Source organism: Geobacter psychrophilus, from assembly GCF_056821595.1.
The window spans coordinates 2,580,715-2,604,172 of the sequence record NZ_JBXDTU010000004.1 but is presented as its reverse complement, the minus strand read 5'-3'; the positions used below and the strand labels follow the sequence as shown (position 1 = coordinate 2,604,172).

The window sequence follows — 23,458 nt, the reverse complement described above, 5'->3', positions numbered from 1 at the left end:
TGTTGTTGCTGGAATAATTCAATCAGGTTTATCAGCAGGTTACCCAGTAATTATGTGAATTAATTTGCTTGCAAATTTTCCCACCACAAGGTAACAATCTTCATATCTTTTCCTACCATTCGCTAATAAGCCACACTTAATAATTTATTCTGATTTTCATTAAACCGAGTCACTAAAAGGAGTCATCAATGAAAAGAGAAGTCAGGCACTTCTTGACAGTAGTTACCCTTCTCTGCGTGATGTTCTTGTCGGCCGGAACCTCCTGGGCGACTTCCATCTCCGGTTTCGTCAATTACACCGGCAGCAAAACCGGCCGTGTCTACCTTTCCGTATACAACCAATACGGCTCGACCGGACTCGGCACCAGCATAGACGCATCAACGGTTTCTCCGTCCAGGTCTTTCACGATCAGGGGTATCCAGCAACAAGGCAGTTATATAATAAAGGCCTTTTTGGATACCATCGGTTACGGCGTAGCCAACGCCATCTACCCGCAGGGACAGGCAAACGTCACGGTCAGCGGAACCGACCTTACCGGGGTGGCTGTGCCACTGGCCGGTCCTGGTGCGCTGACCCCATCGCCACCGCAGGGAGTCGAAGTTACGCCGGGTGACGGCGCGGCCCTGGTCATGTGGAAGGGACCCTCGACCAACAATATGGAAGTCGCACAATCCTACAACGTCTACTGGAGCACAAACATTGACGTCCTGAATCATTGGGGGGAGCCAGGAGGAGGGCATGTTACCGGCATACCGGCCCGTGATGACGGGCACCAGTTTGTCTCCGGTCTCACAAACACTTCCCAACTCTATTTCGCCGTTACTTCAGTGATCGGCGCAGCGGAAAGCGCTGCCGCTACATCGGCTCAGGTTACGATCAATCCACCATCCGGCGGCACCACCGTATCAGGGACCGTCTCGCTGTCCGGCGCAACGGCAACCGGTCCCCTCTTTGTCGGGATCAGCCCTTCCAATAGTGCTCCGCTCGCCTTTACGCTGATACCTGCTCCGCTGGACAATCCGCAAGCATTCACTGTCAGCGGCGTTCCACCCGGCAACTATATGGTTTTTGCCTTTATCGACAATAACGTCAATGGTCGGATCGACCTGGGAGACATCCGCAGCCCGAATAACCGTGAACGATCGGTTACCGTATCCAGCACTCCGCTGGACATCGGAGCAATAGCGTTTAACGGAGCCAACGCATCGGTCACCACCGCCACCACACACGGCATCTACAACGGCTCGGACTTGTACAATCTGCGTTTCGAAGCCAGCAGCCTGATCAAGCTTCCCGTGACAGTGGTCCTGAACGGCGGACCAAACGTCACCGGCCCTGTTGATCTAGGACTCAGCCAGTGGGGAGGTTACCAGTTCGACTATTCGAATGTGTTTCGCCCGGTCGTCGGCCAGAACTATAGCTTTACCGTCGGCTACTCCGATGACACTTCGGAAGCCGTTAACAGCCCAGTGACCGGGGTGCTCGATGACTTTGCCGTACCGGTCTCACCGAAAGGGGTCAATGCTGCGCCACCACCAGCTTCCGTAAGCTTTACCTGGGGCCAGCCCAGCCCGACTCCGGGATATCCCTACACCTACAACTTCTGGCTGAATATTCCCAATGGCTGGTTCAACTCCGACCAGTATTACAACATGCCCGGCAGCACCCTGACGGTGAATCCAAGCGGTACAGATTTCACCCCCCAGGCGGGTCTCAATTACAACTGGACCGTCGCCCTTCAGGACGCCAACGGCAACAGCACCCAGGCCAGCACGAATTTCACCTATGGCAGCGGCAGCATCAGCGGCAAGGTCACCCGTGACGGCACAAACGGCATTGCCGGCACCTATGCCGTACTGCTCGACGCGTTTAGCAACTTACCGATGGCCGGCTTTCCGGCAATTCCGTCCGACAGCGGCAGCGGCGCATATGCCATCAACAACATCCCGGCCGGCAACTATCGGCTCTACTTCAGTGCCGGCCCCGGATACCAGTCCCAGATATACAACCAGATGCTGAATGTTACCGTCGGCCCTCCCGTGATTGTTGACGCACAACTGAACACGGCCCCCAACAGCGGCACCATCACCGGTTTCGTGGTCAACGCCACCACCCACCAGCCGGTCTCCAATGCGACCGTACAGCTGCTGGACACCTCCAACAACATGGTCGGCGGGGTCCCATCGATGCTCACCACTGCTGACGGTGGGTTCCAGATTTCAGCTATCAATCCGGGAAGCTACAAACTCATGATCAGCGCCACAGGCTACCGGACCAGCACCCCCGTAACCGTCTACAACGTGGTTTCAGGTCAAACGACACCGGCCACTATTAACCTGCCGCCGATCCCCGCCACGGTCACCTACACCAGCAAGGTCACCGACAGCAGCTCCGCTGCACTGCTCGGTGCCCAGATCGATGTGTATGCCGGGAATGTTATCCTCAACGCCACCAGCACCGATGTCAACGGCATGTTCAACATCAGCGTACCGTCCCAGACCCCCTTCTACCTGCGAATATCTAAAACGGATTATGTGACAACCACCACAAGCATCATGTCCTTTAACAAGGATTCTGACACCAGTGATCGCCCGTACTCGCTGCAATTTTCAACAGATGTGGCATCCTGGTACACCCAGGCAAGTATCACCCACACCCCTAATACCGGGACCATCGCCGGCCGGGTGGCATCCTCCGCCAACCAGCTCATGACCCTGCCCGGTGTAACCCTGTCGGCATCCGACGGGACCGGCACCCCGTATACGATCTGTTACAATAACGGAACAGTTAACTGCGGTTTAACAGCAACCAACGCGAACGGCCGTTTCTATATCCTCAATGTCCCGGCCGGTCAACAGGTTACGGTCACCGCCAGTAAGTCCGGCTACAACGGCGGCTCAAGAAACTTCCTGGTTGCAGCCGACAGCGTCTCACAGGGCAGGATCGGCATTGCTACGAGCTCGGCCAGCTACACCTACACCGGTAAAGTGCTCGATTCAGCAGTCGCTCCAGTTTTCGGAAACAACGTGACACTCTTCACCGATGCCAATCAGATCGTCGGCCAGGTCCCCACCGATTCCAATGGGCTCTTTACCGTTGCAGACCTTTTACAAGGGACCAATTATTACCTTCGCTTCAGTGGCGGTACCTCCTATATTGAAACCTACAGCAGCAATATGGGAACCGGCAGCAACATGGACCGGACCAATCGTCCCTACACCTTGTTCCCAAGCGGCCAACTTACCACCTGGGGTTTCGGAACGGCAAGCGCCGTCATTAGTGGGGTAATCAGAGACGGCATGACCGGCCAGCCGATCAGTGGAGCCACCCTTTCCACCACTGCCGGGACCATCATGTACGATGACGGCAGCGGCAATCCCGTAGCAGGCAGCTCCACATCGGCCAACGGTAAATTTTATGTAAAAGATATCTCTTCCACAGCCATCAGCACGACCGTTACCCTCACCGTTACGGCAGCTTCAGGGTACAACATTGCTACAAATGCTTCACGCACGTACCATGTCCTCAATGGTAAACTCAGCCTGGGGAGCATCTACCTTACCCCAGCCAGCGCCCCCATCACGGTGAACGGAATCGCCATCAACCGCTTCAATCTTCCGATTGCGGGAGCCAAGGCCTCGGCCTACTCCCTGACAGGAGGAACCTTGATCGGCAACCCGGCCCTGACCGACAGCAATGGCAAATTCAACCTGGGTGTGCCTGGTAACGCCCCTTTTGTCCTGGAGATTATCTCCAGCGACTATCGCACCGCCTACAGCCAGGATCTCCAACTGAACCAGAACAGCACCCTGGCCAACTTTATCCTGATGTCGGCCGCCGACTACGGCTCGATTGGATGGCCTCTGACCGCAGATACAACCTTCATCCGCGGGATGGTGGTCGACACCCTGGGGCAGCCGCAAAGCGGCGTGACCATGACAGCATCGTCCACCCCTTCCCACAGCTACACGGTACAGTATGCCAATGATGCCTTCACCCTGGTGACGGGCGGCAGCACCTTTGCCAACGGCATCTTTGCACTGCCTGATGCTGTTTCCAGCGACAGCAACATCACCCTCAATGCCAGCAAGACAGGCAAGACCTTCTACAATCCGAGCTTCAGCCACATGGTGCCAAATACGGACAGCCTGGGCATGGCATTCGAGTACTCGGCCACCTCCGGTACACTCAGTGCGACACCTTCACCTGTCAATTTCGGGACCGTCAACGCTGGAAGCGGTGCCACCACACAGGAGATTACCCTCACCAACAGCGGCCCGGGCACTGTTACCATTTCAATTGCCGGCACTACCGGAAATACCTCTGAGCTGGATATTCAGCCAGGCGGGACATCACCCTGCCCATCTTCACTGCCGGCTGATTTTCCCCAGGGTTCATGTACACTTGTGGCCACCTTTACACCCACGACAGTCGGATCAAAAAGCACTACCCTGACTATTAATTCCAATGCGTCCAACCCGGTATTTACGCTTTCCCTTACCGGAACCGTCGCAGCCACCGTTCCCGGCGCTCCAACTCTCAATTTCATTACCCCTTGGGACGGCGAAGCAACCGTCAATTTCAGCGCTCCGACCTTTAACGGCGGCAGCCCGATTCAGAGCTATATTGTTACAGCCAATCCCGGCAATATCCAGGTTTCAGGGACTTCAAGTCCAATTACTGTTATCGGATTGACCAGCGGCGTGACGTACAGTTTTTCGGTAGTAGCATACAATGGTGTATTGTATAGTTCTGCATCTAACACTGTCGATATAGCCCCTATTTTTGCGCCTTTCCGCATCAGCACGACCGGGTATGCCGATCTGGCCAGCGCACTTTCATTCGTTACCGCAGGCGGGGTGATCAACGCCCAGGCAGGGCTTATTACGCTGACTCCACCTTTGACGCTGACACAGGGTGTCACCATCTCCGGAGGGTATAGCAACGATTACAGTGCGGTCAGTGGATACACGACCATACCGGGAAGGGTGAACATCAGGGGAGCCGCCAGCAAGGTGATCTTCAAGAACATTAAAGTGAAGTAAACCGACGCATGCATCATCCAACCGTATGATGTCCCATTAGAAAAGCCGCCCGGAATCCCGGGCGGCTTTTCTGTTACATCAGCATATTTCTGAAATTATTAAATGACTGCGGCTACTGGACTGTTATGGAAACAGGCGTCGCAAACCCGGCTAAAAAGAGTTTTGATCCGGGAGCGGCGTTGGTTACTGGAATTTGCGCGCCGATTCCGACCAGCACCTGATAACTGCCTGCAGCCACACTGTTGGCAGGAACGGTATGATTGGCGGGGCTGATCGGCAGGACCAGAGGTCCGGTGTCACCGGCAGGGTACACAAATCCCGTATTACCCATCACTCCGACCAGATATCCCGTGCCCGTCAATGGAGCGCCGTCTGTCCAGCTGATTGCGTTGGCGGCATTGGCCTGCCATGTGGAACTGAGCGAAGGAGTAGGGAGTGCCGTAACTTGGGTACCGGATGCAGTATAGATGACGCCTCCAACCGTTACAGAAACCGTCACAGAGGCTCCCAGCGGGATATCCAGCATCCCCTCGTAGCTCTGGTTACTCGGGTTGTAGACGAGTGGATTTCCATTTACCGTAACGGTAGCATTTGTGACGGGCGTCGATTGCTGGGCATCGGAATACACATCTACCTGCTGAAGCCATCCAAAGGGCGCGGCATTTCCCGGAAAGCGGAGCACCGTTGCATTGATATCCGGCGTAATGGGTGCAGCTGCAGCACATACTGCGTAGGTCGTCATATTGAATGTCGCAATAGTGCCTCCCCCCATGTTTAACCCTGTGCCGCACCACGTAACGGTAGAACAGGGCCAGGAATCGGTCAGAATCATATTTCCCGACCCATTGTTGTTTTTTGTTACCCCGCCGCCGGTCACGACCATTCCATCAGGACAATTTGCATTAACTTCGACAAAATTAGTTCCGGAACTTGACTGCTGCACAATTTGGGTACCAGACAAGCCGCCACTGGAGCCGGGAATCCCTTGCGGCCCGGGGTCTCCTTTTTCCCCTTGAGGCCCCGCTATCCCATGCGCATCACTTAATTTGTTCATGACACTGCTATCTGAGAAGACAATACCCTTTCCTTGTGTTGGCAGCCTGATATCACCGTCAGAAATCCTGAGATCTCCAACAGGTATCCTAACAGCATCTGCAGCAGAAGCCTGTGTTGCGGCGAAAAACAGCTGCGAAATGCACATCAAGGTAACCATTACTTTCCTGAACATGGCCCAGTCTCCTTTTTCCTTGTAATTCATATATTTACACATTAATTAACCATACTAGGCATTCAGGTTTTGTCAATTGTTGTGGGCAATTAAAAAACAGGTTACCCTCACTTCAGACCCAACAGAAAAGCCGCCCGGACCCCCGGACGGCTTTTCTGTTTTTAACAAAGTTGAGGAGATGAGATTACATATTGTAACCGGACTCCGAATGCTGTGTCTGGTCGAGGCCCATGATCTCGTCTTCCTTCTCGACCCGCAGACCCATGGTCTTTTCGAGGACAAAGGCAATGACAATGGTAACGATGAAAGCATAGGCACCTGCAGCCACAACCGCGATCAGCTGAATCATGAGCTGCTTGGCGTTGCCGGCCAGCAGCCCGGTGGCGCCGACTGTGGCGAACACGCCGGTCAGGATAGCGCCGAAGGTACCGCCGATGCCGTGTACACCGAAGGCATCCAGTGAGTCGTCATATTTCAGCTTGGCCTTGAGCAGGATGCCGCCGTAGCAGATGATACCTGCAGCAGCTCCCATCAGCAGGGCAGCACCGGGCTGTACAAAACCGGCTGCGGGGGTGATGACAACCAGACCGGCCACAACACCGGAACCGAAACCGAGTGCTGAAGGCTTGCCGGAGTGGACCCATTCAGCGATCATCCAGGTCAGGCCGGCTGCAGCCGGGGCGATGGTGGTGGTGGCGAAGGCCAGGCCGGCCAAACCACCTGCTGCATCAGAGGTATTGACACCCACGATGGCGGAACCGGCGTTGAATCCGAACCAACCGAACCAGAGCAGGCCGACGCCCAGCAGGGTGAAGGGCAGATTATGAGGAGCCATGCGCTCGGTCGGGTAACCGTGACGCTTACCGAGGAAGATCAGGAAGGCCAGAGCCGAAATACCGGATGAGAGGTGAACAACCGTACCACCGGCGAAGTCCAGAGCGCCTTTTTTGAACAACCAGCCATCGGTCATCCAGACCCAGTGGGCCAACGGGTCATAGACCAGGGTGGTCCAGAGCAGGACGAATACGCAGTAGGCCGAGAACTTGACACGCTCTGCCATGGCGCCCGAGATCAGGGCCACGGTGATCATGGCAAACATGGCCTGGTACATGGCAAAGACCAGCTCAGGGATAGCACCCGGCTCCTTGGCGTAGTTCTGGAACAGTGCCCACTCGACGGTGCCGCTGGCGGCATCCTTCATGATGATCAGGCCGTTGAGCATGACCTTGCTGAAGTCACCGATCAGACCCATCTTCGCCATATCAGGGCCGAAGGAGAGCGAGTAGCCGATCACGGCCCACTGTACGCCGACAATACCCATGGCTACCAGGGAGTGCATCATGGTGGAGAGGACGTTCTTCTGACGAACCATGCCGCCGTAGAACAGGGCCAGGCCGGGGATCATCAGCAGGACCAGGGCCGAAGAGACCAGCATCCAGGCGGTGTCACCCGTATTCAGCACCGGCTTGACATCCGGCGGTGTGGCCGGAGCGGCTGCAGGCGCTGCTGCATCAGCAGGCTTGGCGGCATCCGCTGCTGCTGCCGGGGCTGCTGTTGCCGGGGCAGCTGTTGCGGCAGCTGCCGGAGCGGCTTCTTTCTTTTCTTCTGCCATGGCGCTGATCGGGATCAGGCCTGCCAGAAGAATAAACATAAGTGCTGATACATATAATTTGAGTTTCATACTAATTCCTCCGTGTAAGTAGTTGTGATCATCCCTGTCAGATCGCGTCATTTCCCTGTTCACCAGTCCGTATGCGAACAGCTTCATCCAGCGAGATGACGAAAATTTTGCCGTCACCAATCCTGCCGGTCTTGGCGGTATTTTGTATCGTCTCGACCACCTTGGCAACCAGGTCATCGCTTACTGCGATTTCCATCTTGATCTTGGGGATAAAATCAACCACGTACTCTGCGCCGCGGTAAAGTTCGGTGTGTCCCTTCTGTCTGCCAAAACCTTTGACTTCGCTGACGGTGATACCTTCGATGCCGATTTCGTTGAGGGCATCCTTTACTTCATCCAGCTTGAATGGTTTTATGATTGCTTCAATGAGTTTCATTGCTCTACCTCCGTGTGTGAATATGGGAACTCCTCAAAAAGGTGGAGGTGGGTGGCGCCCACCCCCGAATTGAAGGAGGGACAGCCTAGAATGCGATGTCGAGCTGCGTGGTCAGAGCCGGTTTGCCGCCGGGGATCATACCGTTATCAGCGGCAGAGACGTTGTAAAACGGGTTAAAGAATACTACGCCCACTATAAGGGAAACCTGTTTGGAAAAGGCCCAAGAACCGCCGACACTGATCTCACCGTTAAAATTGTTGCCACTCATATAGTCAACAGCCAGCCAGAGCTTATCGGATATTTCAGGCATACTGCGGTCCCATGAAGCCATCACGCCACTGTTGTTTTTTGTGCCGCTCGGGTTGCCGGCAGAAGCCAGCGCACGTGATGAGCCGTAATATCCTCCGGCGGAGAGACGACCAATCACCGGAAGGGTTTTTCCAACCAGACCGTACACAATGTTTTGACGAGTGGAAACGCCATTTACTTCAGGCTTATCGTATGTTCCCAGGTTATACGCCCCTATTGCGAAGGCCGGCAACCCTTTGACACCAAAGGCGTCCTCGGGTGTTCCCAGTTTTGCATTGAAATAGAAGGGGTGATTGTCGGCCTGATTGTCGCCCTGGAGACTGGTCATGAGCATATCAATCCCGACTTCGAGCTTGATATTTTCAGAAGGGAGTACACCGGCACTTAAACCAAGGTTATAGTAATTGGGGCCTGCATCGGTTTTTGGTGAAAAGCGCATGTAGTTGTCAACATCGATATGAATGTCCTTGAAGCCTTTGACATCGGTTGACGGAATCCAGATTTGTGTTGAGGGAGTCGCCATTGCCGAACCGCTTGCCAGTGTTACCAGTACTGCTGCCATTGCCATGATTTTTCCGAGTTTCATCTTTCCTCTCCTTTTCAACGTTGATTTTGAACGGTGATGGGATGAAAGCTACGTTGGTCTCATCGCTGCACGTTCTGTAGAGTGAAATGTGGTTGGCCATAACATCTGTTACAGCACCTGCCATTTGTGACTTTCACTTAGCAGAGACCGTGCCAATCTTGTTTTTTACAACAATTCAAGCATGTTACTAAATTAATAGCACTACAAATCAGACTCAGCTGACACTTCCGCTCAACCGCTCTGCTTTATTTTTAGGCAGCGAGCGTTACATAACTGCACAGTAATCCGAAAGCGTCACATATTCTGTGCGTTTCATACAGGTTGCATCAGGTCTTCGGGGTAGTTGCTCTAAAACAGGGCAGGAGATGAAACGCTTTGACGTGGAAGGCTTTTTTCGGGTACTCTGTCAAAATTCAGTAAAATTTCGCCCTGACAAACAGGATACGTACGTTAACGAAGTTTTTCTGCCGAAAATTCGCAAAAAAACTTCGACTATACTAATGGAGGCACCCCTATGATCGCAGCGGCAAAAATCAGCGATGTACCAAATTTCGGCAAAAAAGTAATCACGGTTTCCGGGCAGGATATCTTATTCATCAATATAAAAGGGAGCATCTTTGCTGTAGAAAACGAATGCCCCCATCAGGGCAGCCCGTTAACTGCCGCAATAGTAAAGGATGGCTACATTGCCTGTCCACGTCATGGCTACCGCTTTAACCTGTCCGACGGCACATGCAGCGAACACCCGGAGTACACACTCCGCACCTACCCGGTGGAACTGCAGGGCGATGACATTCTGATCTCTCTGGATTAACGCTTGGATCACGTGCTGATCACACTGCTGGCTGCAGGTACCTGCCTGCTGTCGCTGGCCGCAGCAGGTCATGCCCTGCTGAACAAGCGCGACTCCCGCTCGGCCCTGGTCTGGATGATCCTTACCCTCACACTGCCCCTGATCGGCCCCTTCCTCTACTGGTGCATGGGCATCAACCGCATCTCCCGCAGGGCGCGGAGCTGGCAGGAAAGCGGCCGCAGGTTGAGCGGGACAGACATCTACCCGCTCGAAGACCACCAGGGTGCAGCGCCGCCGCTGCCCGCCGCCGCTGCCCACCTTCAAGACCTGAGCATTCTCGCTGACCGGGTCGTCACAAACCGTCTGCGTGAAGGCAATCGCATCATTCCACTCATCGATGGTGAGGAAGCCTACCCGGCCATGCTGGTCGCCATCCGACGCGCCCAGGAAAGCATCAACCTCTCCAGCTATATCTTCGATGCCGAGGGCATTGGCGCGGATTTTGTCAAACACCTGATAAAGGCCGCCGAGCGGGACGTCGAGGTCAGGGTCATGATTGATGCCCTGGGAGAAAAGTATAGCCGCATATCACCTCACCAGGCTTTCCGCGGCACGCGGGTCCGCTTTGAACACTACCTGCCTCTGCAGCACGGCGCTTACATCAATCTGCGCAACCATCGCAAACTGCTGGTGATTGACGGGCGCGAGGCTTTTTCAGGCGGAATGAATATCAGTGATCGTCACCTGACAGCTGCGACACCGACCGCCACGGCCGTGCGCGACATGCATTTCTGTGTACAGGGGCCGGTAGTCGCGGATCTGCAGCGGGCATTCCTGGAGGACTGGTATTTCGTGACCGGAGAGCGCCTGGACACCCCGCTTTATTTCCCCGTTATCGAGCAATGCGGCAATGCGCTTGTGCGCTGCGTCAGTGACGGCCCGGACAAGGACTTCCGCAAGCTGGAGCAGATCATCATGGGGGCGCTTTCCTGCGCAAAGCAGCAGGTCAGCATCATGACACCCTACTTCATCCCCGACCGGGTGATGACATCAGCCCTGATCACCACCGCACTGCGCGGGGTCGACGTTCGCATTGTACTGCCCGGCCTCAACAATCTGCCGTTTGTCCACTGGGCCAGCCGGGCGCTGCTTTGGGAACTGCTCGCCAACGGCATCCGGGTATTCTACCAGCCGTCACCGTTTGTACATACCAAGCTCATGCTGGTGGACAGAATCTGGTCTTTGGTTGGATCGGCAAATTTTGACACCCGCAGCCTGCGGCTCAATTTCGAACTGGACATGAGTGTCTTTGACACCGGTTTTGCAGCCGCAGTTAACCGGCATTTTGAACAGTCCTTCAACGCAGCCCGGGAAATTACTCTGCAGGAAGTTGAACAGCGCTCCCTGCCGTGCAAACTCCGGGACAATTTTGCCCGCCTTTTTTCGCCGTACCTCTAGCTGGCACACGCCTTCACTGAGCCGGAAATGAACCGTTGGCCCTCCCGATAATTTTATTTCTTCCGCGCCTCCAGCGGCGCATCCTGGATCAGGATATGCCAGTTGGGGCGTTTCCAGCTGGAGCGGAACTGATCCTGAACTGATTCCACCGCCCGCTTTCCCTTCTCGTAGCCATCCAGAAACAGCACGAAATCAGACTGGCCTCCACCACCGCTCATCTGCTCATCGAACTGCCTGACCATCCCGTTGGGGGTGCTGACCTTGCGCCCCATGACCTCACTGATCGGAAAACGCAGCCCCAGCATGCCGCCGCCCGGCTCGTAGGCCTTGAAGATCAGTTCCGAACAGACCAGGGCCGAGTCGGTCTGAAAATCAAAATTGAAATCATAAGGTCGGCCGCTGTAATGGAAGGCCCGCATGATGGCCTGGGCCTTTTCGCGTTTGGAGAGCCGCGGGCGGATCACACCGATCGAGTCGGCCGAACCGGTGTATTCCAGCGAGGTAAAGGAGACCCCTTCCGAGATGGCCTCCAAAACCCGGGCCGGGTGCCGGTCCTCCTTCGGGATCAGGCTTCTGCTGTAGGTGGTCGCGTAGCGCTGCCGCAGCAGACTTTCATACTCGCCATCGGCAGTTCCCAGGCTCTTGACCCATTGCTTCACCTCCGGATCATTGAAAAAGGAGCGCCGCTCGTCCGGCGTACCGATGTACAGCGCCACATGGGTCCAGAAGCCGGGCAGTCCCAGGTTGGAGAGATACCACTCATGGCGTTCGAAGAGGATATCCCCCGGCTGCAGGCGTTTACCCATGGCTTCGATCTGCTTGGCCGAGATCAGGTGGCTGCCCTTGCGCAGCACCTTGGTGTCCCCCATCCATTCCGAGACCCCTTTCTGCAGCGGGAACCAGGCGGCAAAGCCGCTTTTCTGCACCATTGCCAGGGCATTTTTCAGCGTCAGCTCATGCCCCTTACCCTTGCCCATCTCCCAGATAATCCTGCTGTCCTCGTCAATGGCGCTACGTAATTCCTGTGATCCATTGACATAGGCCTTGCCGATCACCTGCAGGGCCGCAAACTCGGTGGCCACCGCCACATTCAGAAAGCGGAACTTGAAGCGGTTGAAGGTCCCGGCCGGAATGCCCAGTTCCGGCACCGCTTCGTTCAGGACCGTATCCAGGGCGGGATTCTTGTCAGCCAGAGCGATGATCTCCAGGGCGTAGCGATACCCGGCCAGAAATGCGGCGTTGGCGATGGCGAACGAGGCATTCCTGCGCTCACTGTCCTGGAACAGATCAAACTTCTTGTGCTCGCGGCGTAGCTGGTCCAGACCGGACAGGCTGTCCAGCACCCCGCTCCAGGTGTTCCAGACAGCAAGCTTGTCCTCGCGAGCCAGCAGTGCTTTTTTATGCTCCTTGGCCGGGCTGAACAGTTCGGGCCGGGAACGGGCAAAATCTGCGGCCTTGCACAGGTTGCCGCGCAGAAGAGCAAAAGCCCTGCTGTCGTCAGCGATGTGCTTCTGGAAGACGGGATCGGGGGTAACCGGGACGGCCTTTGCCCACTGGGGGAAAACGATGATGGCGATAAAAACGAGCAGAATGAAACGCAACATGCGGGTCCTCCGTTATGATATGGGACAAGGAAATCTGTTTGAGCGATCCGGACTAAATATCTAAGCACTTGAGTATCAAATTTTAGTAATGCGGGCAAGTTCCCGGTACATTTCTTTCAGCGAGCCGCGATAGCACCAGCCGATCCCGCAGATGAAATAGAGCGCCATGGAGACCTTGAAGTTCTCCCAGCGCAGCATCCGATTGCCGACAGCGCTATGGTAAATCCAGTAGACCCAGTCCACGGAGAACATGGCCGGCACCAGGGCAGCAAGCACCTGCACCACCCATCCTCTAGGGCGGTAACGCAGGGCCTGGTGCAGGACGAGTACGCTCCAGGGGGCGCAAACATAGGTCAGCCCCCCCATAATCAGACTGATGCCCACGTCCCAGTCGCTGATCCCGTAGACCCGGGCGCCGTAGATCAACCAAACCATCCCCAGGGAGAACGTGACCAGCTTCCAGGGACGGAGCAGTTCGGAGAGATAATGGCAGTCGGCGATGAGGGGATCTGGTGCTGTCATGGGAGGCCTTTGTGTCGCATCATCGGTTCACGCGTTACAATGCAGCAATATTCCACTCCCCCATACCAAGCTCCCCACTGTTGGGGACGAACAGTGCTGCAGATAACCTGTGAGCGTAGCGAAGCAGGTCTATTCGCGTGTTACACAGTTGCTTTATCTTGCCTCTTTGCTGCAATACGACTGCCTATCTCTGCAAAAGCAAAAGCTGATATTACCACGGCAACAAATTGTCCAAGCCAGACATTTGTGACAAAACTCCCTACTTTTGGCTCTTGAAAAAACACATACACTGGAATGCATTGAACTGAAATTATAAAAAGAATGGCAATCATTTTAGGTTGTTTTTTTGCTAAATATCCACAAGGCAACGCTATGATAATTGCTGTCAATATTGCACTCAAGAGGTTGAAAGTTGTGAATATGGCTAGTGCCATTTTCGATTTGGCTGAGAATTCATTTAGCACAGGAAAGGCCGCATGAGTGGTTATGTATCCTTGGACCTCGGTGTAAATAAGAGGCGCAAATAAAATCAGAAAAACTATCAGGCCCAACCTCATGATGGATTTTGTCATTTTCGCCTCTGTGTATTCATTTTTTGTCTAACTCGGTATTGACCGGTTCACGCACGCGCGTGAACCGGTGATCTACCCAAATGGAATATTTAGTCTGTGCACATTAATAAAACCGGCAACCATTAATCTCCAGACGACTTGCAATAAAATTAATGCACTCTTATCACACGGTCGCGGTACAACTCCCATGCCCTTCATCCTAGGAACGTCCCTGCTGCCCCTACCGATGAATTATCGACTTGCAGCGGCGCAATATATGACCTATATTTGTACCACAATTTATGACTCAGGAAAGGTCAGCAATGGATCGTCTTTACGCACGTGCATCGGTCAGTATCAGCGACCTGAAGAAGAATCCCTCCCGCATCATCAATGAAGCGGAAGGCTCCCCGGTAGCAATCCTCAACCACAACAAACCGAGTGCCTACCTCATCCCGGCCGAGGCCTTCGAGGCGCTGATGGAACGGTTCGAGGATTACGAACTTACCCGGCTTGTCAAGGAGCGGGAGAAGGAACCAACTGTCAAGGTCTCCCTTGATGAGCTATAGCCTTGAATTCAAGGAAAGCGCCTTCAAGGAATGGAAAAAGCTCGATGGGGCAATCCGGTCACAATTCAAGAAGAAACTGGTCGAGCGGCTGGAGCGCCCGCGCGTGGAATCGGCCCGGCTTTCCGGGATGCCGGACTGCTACAAGATCAAGCTGAAAAACGCCGGCTACCGGCTGGTCTACCAAGTGAATGACGACCGTATCGTTGTCATTGTCGTGGCCGTCGGCAAGCGGGAAAACCTGGCGGTGTACCGGGCGGCCGGAAAACGCTTGGACAAGTAGTCGGAACTCAATTTCCTGGTTACGCTACATCATCCCGCACCAGTTTATTTCCCCGCAACACCCATCAGTTCAGCCATGCGCACGGTAGGCGCCTCAGTGACCCGCTGGCCATCGTGGTAGAAGGTCACCAGTTCAAGGGTTTTATCGCGGGCAGCCTTGACCGCCACGTCATCCGGTGTGAAGGTTGTCCGGCCCAGGGACCGCTTGGTGGGCCAGTCGATGCCGCTGTAGCTCAGGTAGACCAGCTTGGAGCAGTAGACCCGTCCCTTGGACTCCACGTCGAAATTGAAGTCATAGGGCTTGCCCACCTGGCGCAGCGCCTGGATGATTGTCGTGGCCCTGCCCTCGCGGCTTAAGTCCGGCTTGCGCAGCACACCGATGCTGTCGATATTAAGGAAATGCTCCAGCGAGTTCATCTCTACCCCCGAACGCAACGCCTCCACCACCAAACGACCTTCGCGGATCGCATCCCGGTGGCGGACCACAACAGGATTTTCCCAAATGCCCAGCTCCTTCAGCTCGGCCTCCGTGCCGACCCAGACCGCGGCATGACCCCAGTAGCCGGGGATCATCTTGTCCGTCAGCCGGAAGGGGGTCTTCTCCAGCAGGATGTCGCCGGCTTTCAGACTGGCGCGCACCTCGGCCAAAACCTCTCCCTTCTTGTACAGCTTGCCCTTGCGGGTCTCCACCAGGCCAACCGCATTGCCGAAGACCATGCTGAACAGGCTGACCCCTTCCCGCTCCATGCCGCTCAGCGTGTCGGTGGTGACACCGGTCAGGAAGCCCAGTTTACGACCCACCACGTAGAAGGGGGACCATTTTTTTACCATGGAGTAGGAGGGGCTCTGGGAGATCAGCAGGTTGAGATACTCGCTCTCTGGCTTCTGCTCCAGCGTTTTCTGGAAGCGCACTGTTTCTTTTTCATAGAATCGGATCGCTTTGCGCACCCTGGCCCGATTGCTGATCGAGTTGTAGTTGAGCGTCACTTTGGCCAGGGCGGCGCTGGTAACGGCATAGCCGGGGTCGCGCTCGTTGAGTATGCGGCGCAGTTTGCCGTCCCCCTCGAAAAGCGCGATGGAGAGCAGGTAGTTATCATACAGCAGCATGGCGGATGAAAGCGAGAGCATCACCCCGGTCAGGCGTGATTCAGGCGAAACCCCCTGCCGGGCAAGTTCCTTTTCGGATCCGTCCAGCCAGCACTCATGGGCCTCGGCCACCGCCAGTAGATTCTTGCGCAACGAGAGATGCTCGTTGATGCCGGCATTGATCATGGCCAGGTCTTCTCCGGAAAGCGGCCTGCCCTTGTCCATCTTGTTCTTGATTGCCGTGCCGACCGTGATGGTCTCAGCCCGCAGGGTCAGGGCACGCTCCGCCAGGTAGCGGAACTCCTCGACCTCCTGCTTCAGCGAACTTTCCACCGTCGCCTGTGTCGTGCCGTGGACGCCGGCCTGATGTTCCTTGCAGCTGTTGGCTGCGAATACGGGCAGAGACAGGGAGAAGGAGACAAGGAAGGTGAAAAAAATGGAGGTCAGTTTCATGAGCGGGACTCCTTCACGTAAAATGATGCCATGATAAGCAAAATGCCGATGATTGAAAACAGCAGATAATCGCTCGGCACCCCCAACAGCCACTTCTTATGCCAGGGGATGAACCAGGGCGCAAACTTCGCCAGGCCGTAACAGGGATTGAGGACAAACCAGAGGAAATCCTCGATGATCCAGAAGCACATCAGCGCACCCAGACAACGGGCTTCCAGCCTCCAGGAGATTGTGCCGCTGACGGCATGGGGCAGATGAAAGGCCAGAAACATGAAGGGGAAGACCCAGGCGTGATAGCCGGTCATGGGACGACCGCCCCAGAAGATATCCAGCAGCCAGTGCTGCTCGATGCGCCAGGTCGGCAGGGCGCAGGCCCAGCCGTTGGCCCCTTCGATCTGGATCTCGGTCATGGCAAAGAACAGCCCCAGCAGCACAACCCAGCCGAGCAGGAAGAGTACATGCAGCCAACAACGTCCGGTCATTGGCGACCTTCCGAAGCGAGGACCACCGCCAGCACCTCCCGGGCGGCATCCGGCCTGCCCAACTCCAGTGCATGAGCCCGCATGGTTGCCATACGTTCAGGTTCCCGCAACAGCCGGTCCACCCGCCAGGCCAGTGCCCCGGCGTCACAGGCCTTCAGGGCCGCCCCGTTTTCCAGCAGGAAGTCGGCGTTACGCTCCTCCTGCCCGGGGATCGGTGAGACCACGATCATCGGCAGTCCGACCGCCAAGCATTCCGAGGTGGTCAGGCCGCCCGGTTTGGTGATGGCCAGGTCGCTGGCGGCCATGATGCGCTCGATCACCCTGGTGAAGCCCATAGGGAAGAGGCGGCCAGGATGTTTGGCCGCAACTGCCTTCAAATCCGCCAGCAGCTTCTCATTCCTGCCGGCCAGGGCCACCAGCTGGAATGCACCCTCCAGCTGCAGCAGCCGCTCGGCCAGGGTCTCGATCCCGCCCACCCCGGCGCCGCCTGACATCATCAAGAGCGTGGTCTTGGCCGGGTCAAGCCCGAACTCTGCCGCGCAGGCTGCCCGCTCATACTCTTCATCGAAAACCGGCATGATCGGGATCCCGGTAACGCAAACCCGTTCGGCCGGAATGCCACGCTCTACCATGCGCCACGCGACCTCTTCACTGGCAGCGAAGTAGCCGCTGATGTGGGGCTGGATCCAGAGGGCATGCACGTCGAAGTCAGTCACCTGTACCCAGACCGGTTTGTTGAAGCCCCCCCGGGCGATCTTGCCCGACAGCAGCTGGGCCGGCAGAAAGTGGGTACAGATGACATGGTCCGGGTCGATATCGGCCAGTACCTGTTTCAGTTTCTGGGTGTTGAGCCGTTCGATGGCGATGCGCAGTCGCGAGAGGGCCGAGTCCACCTTTTCGTGATCGGACTTGTCGTACAGGTAGCCCCAGAAGGCGGGATGCCGTTCCACTACCTTGATGTAGGTGTCGGCATAGATCGTCTTGAACAGCTTGGGCACCAGTTCCATCAGGTCCACATGCACCGTCTCCACGCCGGGATACCACTTCTCGGCAGCAGCCTGCAGCGCCTGGGCGGCCCGCACATGTCCGGCCCCGGCCGAAACGCTCAGGATGGCGATTTTTTTGGGTACGGCTTGTTCTTTGGACATTCTGAAGCCCTCCCGAAATCACTGTTTTAGCTGCGCACCATACTGGCGGATGAACCGCTTGAAATTGATCCAGACATCATTGAAGCCGAAGGCCTGCATCTCGGTCTCGGCATCGGCCAGGGACCACCCCTGCAGCTTCATGCGGTAGGCGGCCACCACGATTCCGGTGCGGTCCTGGCCGTGTCGGCAGTGCACGTAGACCGGCTGGTTGGCCGGATCGGCCATCATGGCCACCACCCGCTCTACCTTCTCCTTCAACCCCTCGCGGGTCATCTCGATCGGGATGGCGATAGCCCGCATCCCAGCCCCCTCAACCTGGCTTTTTTCGCTTTCGGAGGTGCGCATATCAATCACGGTCCTGACCCCCATGTCCTTGAGGGTGGCATAACCCTCCCTGCCCGGCTGGGCGCCGCGCAGCACACCCGGCGCCAAGCGGCCGACATTGGAGAGGCCGGGCAGGTTATAGAGACGCTCGGAGGAGTGAGCAGTGGCAGGTAGTGTGAGTTGTGCAGGAGAAACGAGATTGCCAACCGATGCAAAAACAGTCGAGGACACGGCGACGACCAGAATAAGTGACAGGACCAGAGAATTTTTCAGCCTCATAACGAACTCCTTTACAGGGGAAGTGACAACATTCAAACCGCTTGCGGGACCAGTTCCAGCACGGCGATTTCGGGATAGCAGTTAAACCTGACCGGCAGGATCGACCAGCCGATGCCGCGGGAAATGAACATCTGGCCGCCCCGCGATGTTGTCACGATTCCGCTGACATAGCGTTTGTTGTTTACCGGCAAAAAAGGCGCGCCTACCAGCGGAATCTGTACCTGCCCCCCGTGCGTATGTCCTGCGAGCATCAGGTCTATCCGACGCGAGAAGAAGCTGTCGGCTGTATCGGGGTTGTGGGCCAGAACAATCCGGAAATCGCTGTCCGGTATCTTTGCCAGTACCTGGTCGAGGTTACGGTGATCCGCCATGAAATCGCCCGCGCCGGCCAACCAGAGCGCCTGGCCATTCCGCTCGATCCGCACTGTCTTGTGTCGCAGGTCCTGACCGTTCTTTTTGAGCCAATGGTCGGCCCGGGAAGTATCTGCCCAGTGGTCATGATTACCGAGAACCGACCAGACACCATGGGGTGCAGACAGGTGTGAAAGGGCCTGCCAGACAGCATCGATCTCATCCGGCCTGCTTTTCCGATACACATAGTCGCCGGTGCAGGCGATCAGGTCCGGCTTGAGAGCGTTTGCACGCTCTATAATGCCTTGAATAAACGGCAGCGGCATCATACGTCCATGATGAATATCGGAGAGATGTACAATCCTGAATCCAGAGAACGTAGCGGGAAGGTTGGGAACAGCGATCCGGTACTCGTTTGTAAGAACGGTCATGCGCTCAACAAACACCGGGTAGCTCGCCAACAGGCCGATTGAACCAAACTGGAGGCTGCGTTTGAGAAATTGTCGTCGGGAGATGTTCATTCTGTTTTCACCACCACGGCCAGCATCCCCTTCGATATACACATCTCGTCAAACTCCGGCCGGCATTTCACCATTGCAACTTCCCTTATCGCACTCAATTTGCCTGTCCTTCAATCTTTTTGTCATCGCCGACATTGGATGTAGCTTGCGTCATGCCGGCCACTAATCGCCCTGCCAGTACCTCATCAAAAAAGGCAACCAGACGTCGGCAATATTCGGAGCCAGGATCGGCGAAGGCCTCGGTATGATCGCCCCCCTCGATGGTCCAGAAGCGCTTCGGTTCCTGCGCCAGCTCGAAGAGACGCTTTCCATGCGTGTACGGGACGACCGAATCATTGGTGCCGTGAATTATGAGGAGCGGCGTCGGAGCGATCCTGGCGATGACGTCCTCAGGACTGAGATCATTGCCGATCAAAAGGCGCGAAAGCGGGGTGCAAAAAACGGACAGGAGCGGCATAGCAGCTATTTTGTCACGGACAATGCCTCGGTACGAAGCGAATGCCGAGTCAATGACCACGGCGCGGATACCTTTGTTCTGACGGCTGCCGAGCGCTGCAATGGCGTTGGCGCCCCCCAGGCTCTGCCCCAGCACCAGCAGTCTGCTGTCATCGATCCCCGGACGGGCAGCGATATAATCCAACGCTGCCAGCGAATCTTCATACACACCACGCCGGTCGGGCCTTCCGGCCGATTTACCATACCCTCGGTAGTCGAAAACGAAGAGGTTGAAGCCCTGTGACGGGAGCCAGGAAACAAAGCCGAAATGGGCGCTCATGTTCTGGGCATTGCCATGAAAATGAATGACGGTCCCCCTGGGCGTGCCGACGGCCGGGATAAACCAGCCAGACAGACGGGTGCCGTCCTTGCTCCGGAATGCGACCTGCTCATACTTCAGGCCATGGCGGTCGGGAGTATCGTACACCGTGTGATCCGGCTGATAGAACATGCCGCTCACACAGCCCTGGCATGGCAAGGTGAGCACCAGGGCAGAGAGAATCATCACTATTTTTTCGGGAAAAAGTTTCATTTAACAACCCTGCTCTTTTTTATCACAGCTTGGCCGAATTTCATCGCAATATTCTCTACCGTTTTCTCATACGTTTTCATCAACGGATCTCGGCGGCACTGGCGCGAACCAGCCGATCACCAGCATCAGCAAGCCTACTGCCACGAAGGAGACAATGCGCTCCACCGTACCGTGGCTGGCCAGGTCCACCAGGAACAGCTTGACCACCACGATGCCCAGCAGGCCGGCACCGGCCAGCCAGACCGGCCGCAAGCGGCGCCTGACAGCGGCCACCATGATACAGAGTGCCAACAGGCTCCAGAACAGGGTGTAGCAGGTCTGGACCAGATTCGAGCGGAACATGACATCGGCATTAAACGGCACACCGCCCCAGAAATGCAGACAGCGCGCCAGGATCGAATTGAGCCAGATGAAGAGGGCCGCCGCCAGGCCGTACAGAAGCAGGGCGCGGTTGCTCTCCACATAACTTGAAAGCGACATAATGCTTCGTAACTTAAGCACCCAGCAGGCCAGGACAGCAAGAGCGGCAACGATGGCCAGGTCCAGAGGATTGAAGAGCGGCAGCCAGGGAAACGGCCAGCTGTCGCCCCGCTGAGTGAAGGCGGTAAAGATGGCCCAGGCCAGGCTCCAAACCGCCAGCGGCACGGCTGCCAGGCCGAGGTACGTTTCTTCGTTATGCCGTAGCGGCCAGACGATGCGCCTGCTGAACAGGGTCAAGAAGGCCAACAGCAGGGTCGGCACGCAGCCACGGCTGATAATGAACCAGCTCCCCTTATCACCGAGGAAGAAATAGGCCTGCCAGCCCAGCTCCCAGGTGGCCAGGCCGGCCAGCAACCAGATGGCGATCGCATGCAGCCAGCTACGGAACGTTTCATCCAGCTCCTGCTCGCGAGCATGCAGCAGCCACCAGGCGCTCCCGAAGGTCAGCGGCCAGGCCAGCCAGCCGTAGTTGGCCAATGGGTGGTGATGATCACCCACCAGCGAGTAGCCGGCCATGACCGGGATCAGCAGTACGGAAGGCCAGGCCAGGTCCTGCCAGACGAGACGCCGTTCGGCCAGGTGACAGACGCCGCAGGAGATGGCGATAAAGACCAGCCGGGCGTTGTAGACCAGCTCACGCTGCAGCTGAGTGCCGATCTCATTCAAGCCACCGCCGAACCACCAGGCAACTCCCCATACATCCAGGATGCTACCCACTACGGCTTCAATCTCATTGGCCCGGTGGCTGTTACAGAGGATGATCCGGCTGGAGACCAGTGCCGACAGGCTGAGCAGAACAGTTCCCAGGTAGATGCTGTTCAGGACCGGCAGATGGCCGGTCGGCCGAGTGATGTCTGCGAGAAAGGCAGCAGCGGCAGCAAACTGCAACAGGATGCCGAGGCCGCGCGCCAGGCGTCGTTCCTGGCGGAATCCGGCCCATATCATGGCTGCTCCCTCCACGGCCCAGGCCGCTGATGTCCAGCGCCCGTCGAAGGCCAGCGGGATCGCCAGGCTCATGAATACCGTGCCGAAGGCCAGGAAGGCCTCGGCCAGCGGGCGCAGCTCCTTGTCGCAGCGCAGCAGCTGCCCGGCCAGCGCCAGATAGATCAGTCCGGCCGCCAGCGCGCTCCAGGCCAATCCATAACGATACTGTTCCACCAGCCCGGCCTGCAGGGCAAAGGCCACGATCGGCGTGCCGAAGACCAGGGTACCGTCCAGCATCCCCTTCAGGTCGGGCGGCTGGCGGAAGGCGAACAGAACCGCCACGGCAACGTACATCAGGAAGAAGATCACCAAAAACGGCTCCACAGTTGCGAAGTAGGCCGGACGATAGAACTGGGCGCCCCAGAGCATACTGAACAGGAAAGTGTAGAGAAATCCGGCCAGGTTGAGCGAGCGCCAGGAGCGAAACCAGGCCACACCGATGATCCCGGCGTTGAGCACCAGGTAGTAACCGAACAGGGGTCGCGGGTCGCCGCTGCCGATGGGGGCCAAAAGCGGGGCGACAAACCCGCCTGAAATACCGAACAGGGCCAGGGTGCGGGATTCCTGCAATACCGCCAAAGTACCGCACACGACCGTGATGGCCACCAGCAGCCCGAAGGCCGGCAGCGCCGGAATCAGGGCGAACAGCCGGAAGGCGGCGTAGGTCGTCAGGTACAGGATACCGATACCGCCCCCCTGCAGCGCCAGGGCATACTCGGCGCGTCGTTCGCGCAAGCGCCAACCGACTGCCAGCAGGGCGCAGCCGCCCAGAGCCGCCGCCGTCAGGCGCAGCTGGATCGGGAACAGGCCGATCTGGGCCGCGTACTTCACCAGGAAGGAGACGCCGAAGAACAGGATCACCACCCCCAGCTTGACCAGCAGGTTCTCGCCGCTGAAGAGTTTGCGAATGGCTGTTTCAATGGCCGACGGTTCGGCGGGATTCAGCGCTTCGTTCGAGAATTCGAACTCGGGTTCCGACTCAGCTCCGCATGTCTCACCCGCCTCGGCAGCGACCGGCACCCGTACCTCCTGCCACAGCGGTGGGGACACAATTGGCCTGGATGAAGGCAGGGGCTCTACAGCGGAGGCTGCCTCCGGCTGCATAGCCGTTTCCGGCTCCGTTTCCCCGGGAGCGTCCCGCAGGTGTTCCGACAACCTTTTGCGCAGCCAGGCCAGTTCCTGCTGTTGTTTGTCCTGGCGCTGCCGCAGATCGTACAGACTACTGCAGAGCCAGCCGATGATGCCACCGGAGACCGCCCCGACGAAGTGGAACAGCATCCCCCCCACGACCATGCCGATGAGTGCGGATAAGAGGCTCATGT

At 56.8% G+C, this 23,458-nt stretch carries 19 protein-coding genes; 5 read left to right on the top strand and 14 right to left on the bottom strand.

Annotated features, from left to right (window positions below):
- Positions 1 to 188 precede the first annotated feature (188 nt).
- Positions 189 to 5,045 (top strand): carboxypeptidase regulatory-like domain-containing protein, encoded by a 4,857-nt coding sequence (locus ACOCF6_RS14575; RefSeq protein WP_482461061.1) that lies wholly within the window; start codon positions 189 to 191, stop codon positions 5,043 to 5,045.
- 112 nt (positions 5,046 to 5,157) lie between these two features.
- Here ACOCF6_RS14575 and ACOCF6_RS14570 read toward each other — a convergent pair whose 3' ends face one another.
- The 4 genes from ACOCF6_RS14570 to ACOCF6_RS14555 form a co-directional block, all read right to left on the bottom strand.
- Positions 5,158 to 6,273, bottom strand: a complete 1,116-nt coding sequence (locus ACOCF6_RS14570) for a hypothetical protein (RefSeq protein WP_482461060.1) — start codon at positions 6,271 to 6,273, stop codon at positions 5,158 to 5,160.
- A 184-nt stretch (positions 6,274 to 6,457) separates the two neighbouring features.
- Positions 6,458 to 7,954: an ammonium transporter gene (locus ACOCF6_RS14565; RefSeq protein WP_482461059.1), complete on the bottom strand. Its 1,497-nt coding sequence runs from the start codon at positions 7,952 to 7,954 to the stop codon at positions 6,458 to 6,460.
- A 37-nt stretch (positions 7,955 to 7,991) separates the two neighbouring features.
- The gene (locus ACOCF6_RS14560) at positions 7,992 to 8,330 is read right to left on the bottom strand and encodes a P-II family nitrogen regulator (RefSeq protein ID WP_482461058.1); all 339 of its coding nucleotides are present in this window, start codon (positions 8,328 to 8,330) and stop codon (positions 7,992 to 7,994) included.
- A gap of 85 nt (positions 8,331 to 8,415) precedes the next feature.
- Positions 8,416 to 9,225 (bottom strand): hypothetical protein, encoded by an 810-nt coding sequence (locus tag ACOCF6_RS14555; protein ID WP_482461057.1) that lies wholly within the window; start codon positions 9,223 to 9,225, stop codon positions 8,416 to 8,418.
- A 514-nt stretch (positions 9,226 to 9,739) separates the two neighbouring features.
- On the opposite strand from ACOCF6_RS14555, the gene ACOCF6_RS14550 reads away from it, so the two are divergent.
- Positions 9,740 to 10,039, top strand: a complete 300-nt coding sequence (locus ACOCF6_RS14550; protein ID WP_482461056.1) for a Rieske (2Fe-2S) protein — start codon at positions 9,740 to 9,742, stop codon at positions 10,037 to 10,039.
- 12 nt (positions 10,040 to 10,051) lie between these two features.
- Positions 10,052 to 11,476, top strand: coding sequence for a cardiolipin synthase (cls, locus tag ACOCF6_RS14545; protein ID WP_482463364.1), 1,425 nt, complete (start codon positions 10,052 to 10,054; stop codon positions 11,474 to 11,476).
- Between the two features lie 53 nt (positions 11,477 to 11,529).
- Here cls and ACOCF6_RS14540 read toward each other — a convergent pair whose 3' ends face one another.
- The 3 genes from ACOCF6_RS14540 to ACOCF6_RS14530 all read right to left on the bottom strand — a co-directional run bounded on the left by ACOCF6_RS14540 (position 11,530) and on the right by ACOCF6_RS14530 (position 14,174).
- On the bottom strand, positions 11,530 to 13,080 hold the full coding sequence (locus ACOCF6_RS14540; protein ID WP_482461055.1) for a YiiX/YebB-like N1pC/P60 family cysteine hydrolase: 1,551 nt from the start codon (positions 13,078 to 13,080) through the stop codon (positions 11,530 to 11,532).
- A 75-nt stretch (positions 13,081 to 13,155) separates the two neighbouring features.
- Positions 13,156 to 13,602, bottom strand: coding sequence for a hypothetical protein (locus ACOCF6_RS14535; RefSeq protein WP_482461054.1), 447 nt, complete (start codon positions 13,600 to 13,602; stop codon positions 13,156 to 13,158).
- Positions 13,603 to 13,742: 140 nt separating this feature from the next.
- A complete protein-coding gene (locus ACOCF6_RS14530; RefSeq protein WP_482461053.1) occupies positions 13,743 to 14,174 on the bottom strand; it encodes a hypothetical protein in 432 nt (143 codons plus the stop codon).
- A gap of 302 nt (positions 14,175 to 14,476) precedes the next feature.
- On the opposite strand from ACOCF6_RS14530, the gene ACOCF6_RS14525 reads away from it, so the two are divergent.
- Positions 14,477 to 14,722, top strand: coding sequence for a type II toxin-antitoxin system Phd/YefM family antitoxin (locus ACOCF6_RS14525; RefSeq protein ID WP_482461052.1), 246 nt, complete (start codon positions 14,477 to 14,479; stop codon positions 14,720 to 14,722).
- Positions 14,712 to 15,002: a type II toxin-antitoxin system RelE family toxin gene (locus tag ACOCF6_RS14520; RefSeq protein ID WP_482461051.1), complete on the top strand. Its 291-nt coding sequence runs from the start codon at positions 14,712 to 14,714 to the stop codon at positions 15,000 to 15,002. Before ACOCF6_RS14525 ends, ACOCF6_RS14520 begins: the two co-directional genes overlap by 11 nt.
- A 44-nt stretch (positions 15,003 to 15,046) precedes the next feature.
- Here the strand turns inward: ACOCF6_RS14520 and ACOCF6_RS14515 are convergent, their stop codons facing one another.
- From ACOCF6_RS14515 to ACOCF6_RS14485, 7 genes are all read right to left on the bottom strand, one after another.
- Positions 15,047 to 16,540, bottom strand: a complete 1,494-nt coding sequence (locus tag ACOCF6_RS14515; RefSeq protein WP_482461050.1) for a YiiX/YebB-like N1pC/P60 family cysteine hydrolase — start codon at positions 16,538 to 16,540, stop codon at positions 15,047 to 15,049.
- Positions 16,537 to 17,022 carry a hypothetical protein gene (locus tag ACOCF6_RS14510; protein WP_482461049.1) on the bottom strand — a complete coding sequence of 162 codons (486 nt, stop codon included), beginning with the start codon at positions 17,020 to 17,022 and terminating at the stop codon, positions 16,537 to 16,539. The genes ACOCF6_RS14515 and ACOCF6_RS14510 overlap by 4 nt, the downstream gene beginning before the upstream one ends.
- The gene (locus tag ACOCF6_RS14505) at positions 17,019 to 18,170 is read right to left on the bottom strand and encodes an MGDG synthase family glycosyltransferase (RefSeq protein WP_482461048.1); all 1,152 of its coding nucleotides are present in this window, start codon (positions 18,168 to 18,170) and stop codon (positions 17,019 to 17,021) included. The genes ACOCF6_RS14510 and ACOCF6_RS14505 overlap by 4 nt, the downstream gene beginning before the upstream one ends.
- An 18-nt stretch (positions 18,171 to 18,188) precedes the next feature.
- A complete protein-coding gene (locus ACOCF6_RS14500) occupies positions 18,189 to 18,773 on the bottom strand; it encodes a fused DSP-PTPase phosphatase/NAD kinase-like protein (RefSeq protein WP_482461047.1) in 585 nt (194 codons plus the stop codon).
- A 32-nt stretch (positions 18,774 to 18,805) separates the two neighbouring features.
- Complete coding sequence (locus tag ACOCF6_RS14495) at positions 18,806 to 19,645, bottom strand: metallophosphoesterase (RefSeq protein ID WP_482461046.1); 840 nt, start codon at positions 19,643 to 19,645, stop codon at positions 18,806 to 18,808.
- 94 nt (positions 19,646 to 19,739) lie between these two features.
- A complete protein-coding gene (locus tag ACOCF6_RS14490; RefSeq protein ID WP_482461045.1) occupies positions 19,740 to 20,672 on the bottom strand; it encodes an alpha/beta hydrolase in 933 nt (310 codons plus the stop codon).
- Between the two features lie 66 nt (positions 20,673 to 20,738).
- Positions 20,739 to 23,456, bottom strand: coding sequence for a DUF2339 domain-containing protein (locus tag ACOCF6_RS14485; protein WP_482461044.1), 2,718 nt, complete (start codon positions 23,454 to 23,456; stop codon positions 20,739 to 20,741).
- Positions 23,457 to 23,458: the final 2 nt, after the last annotated feature.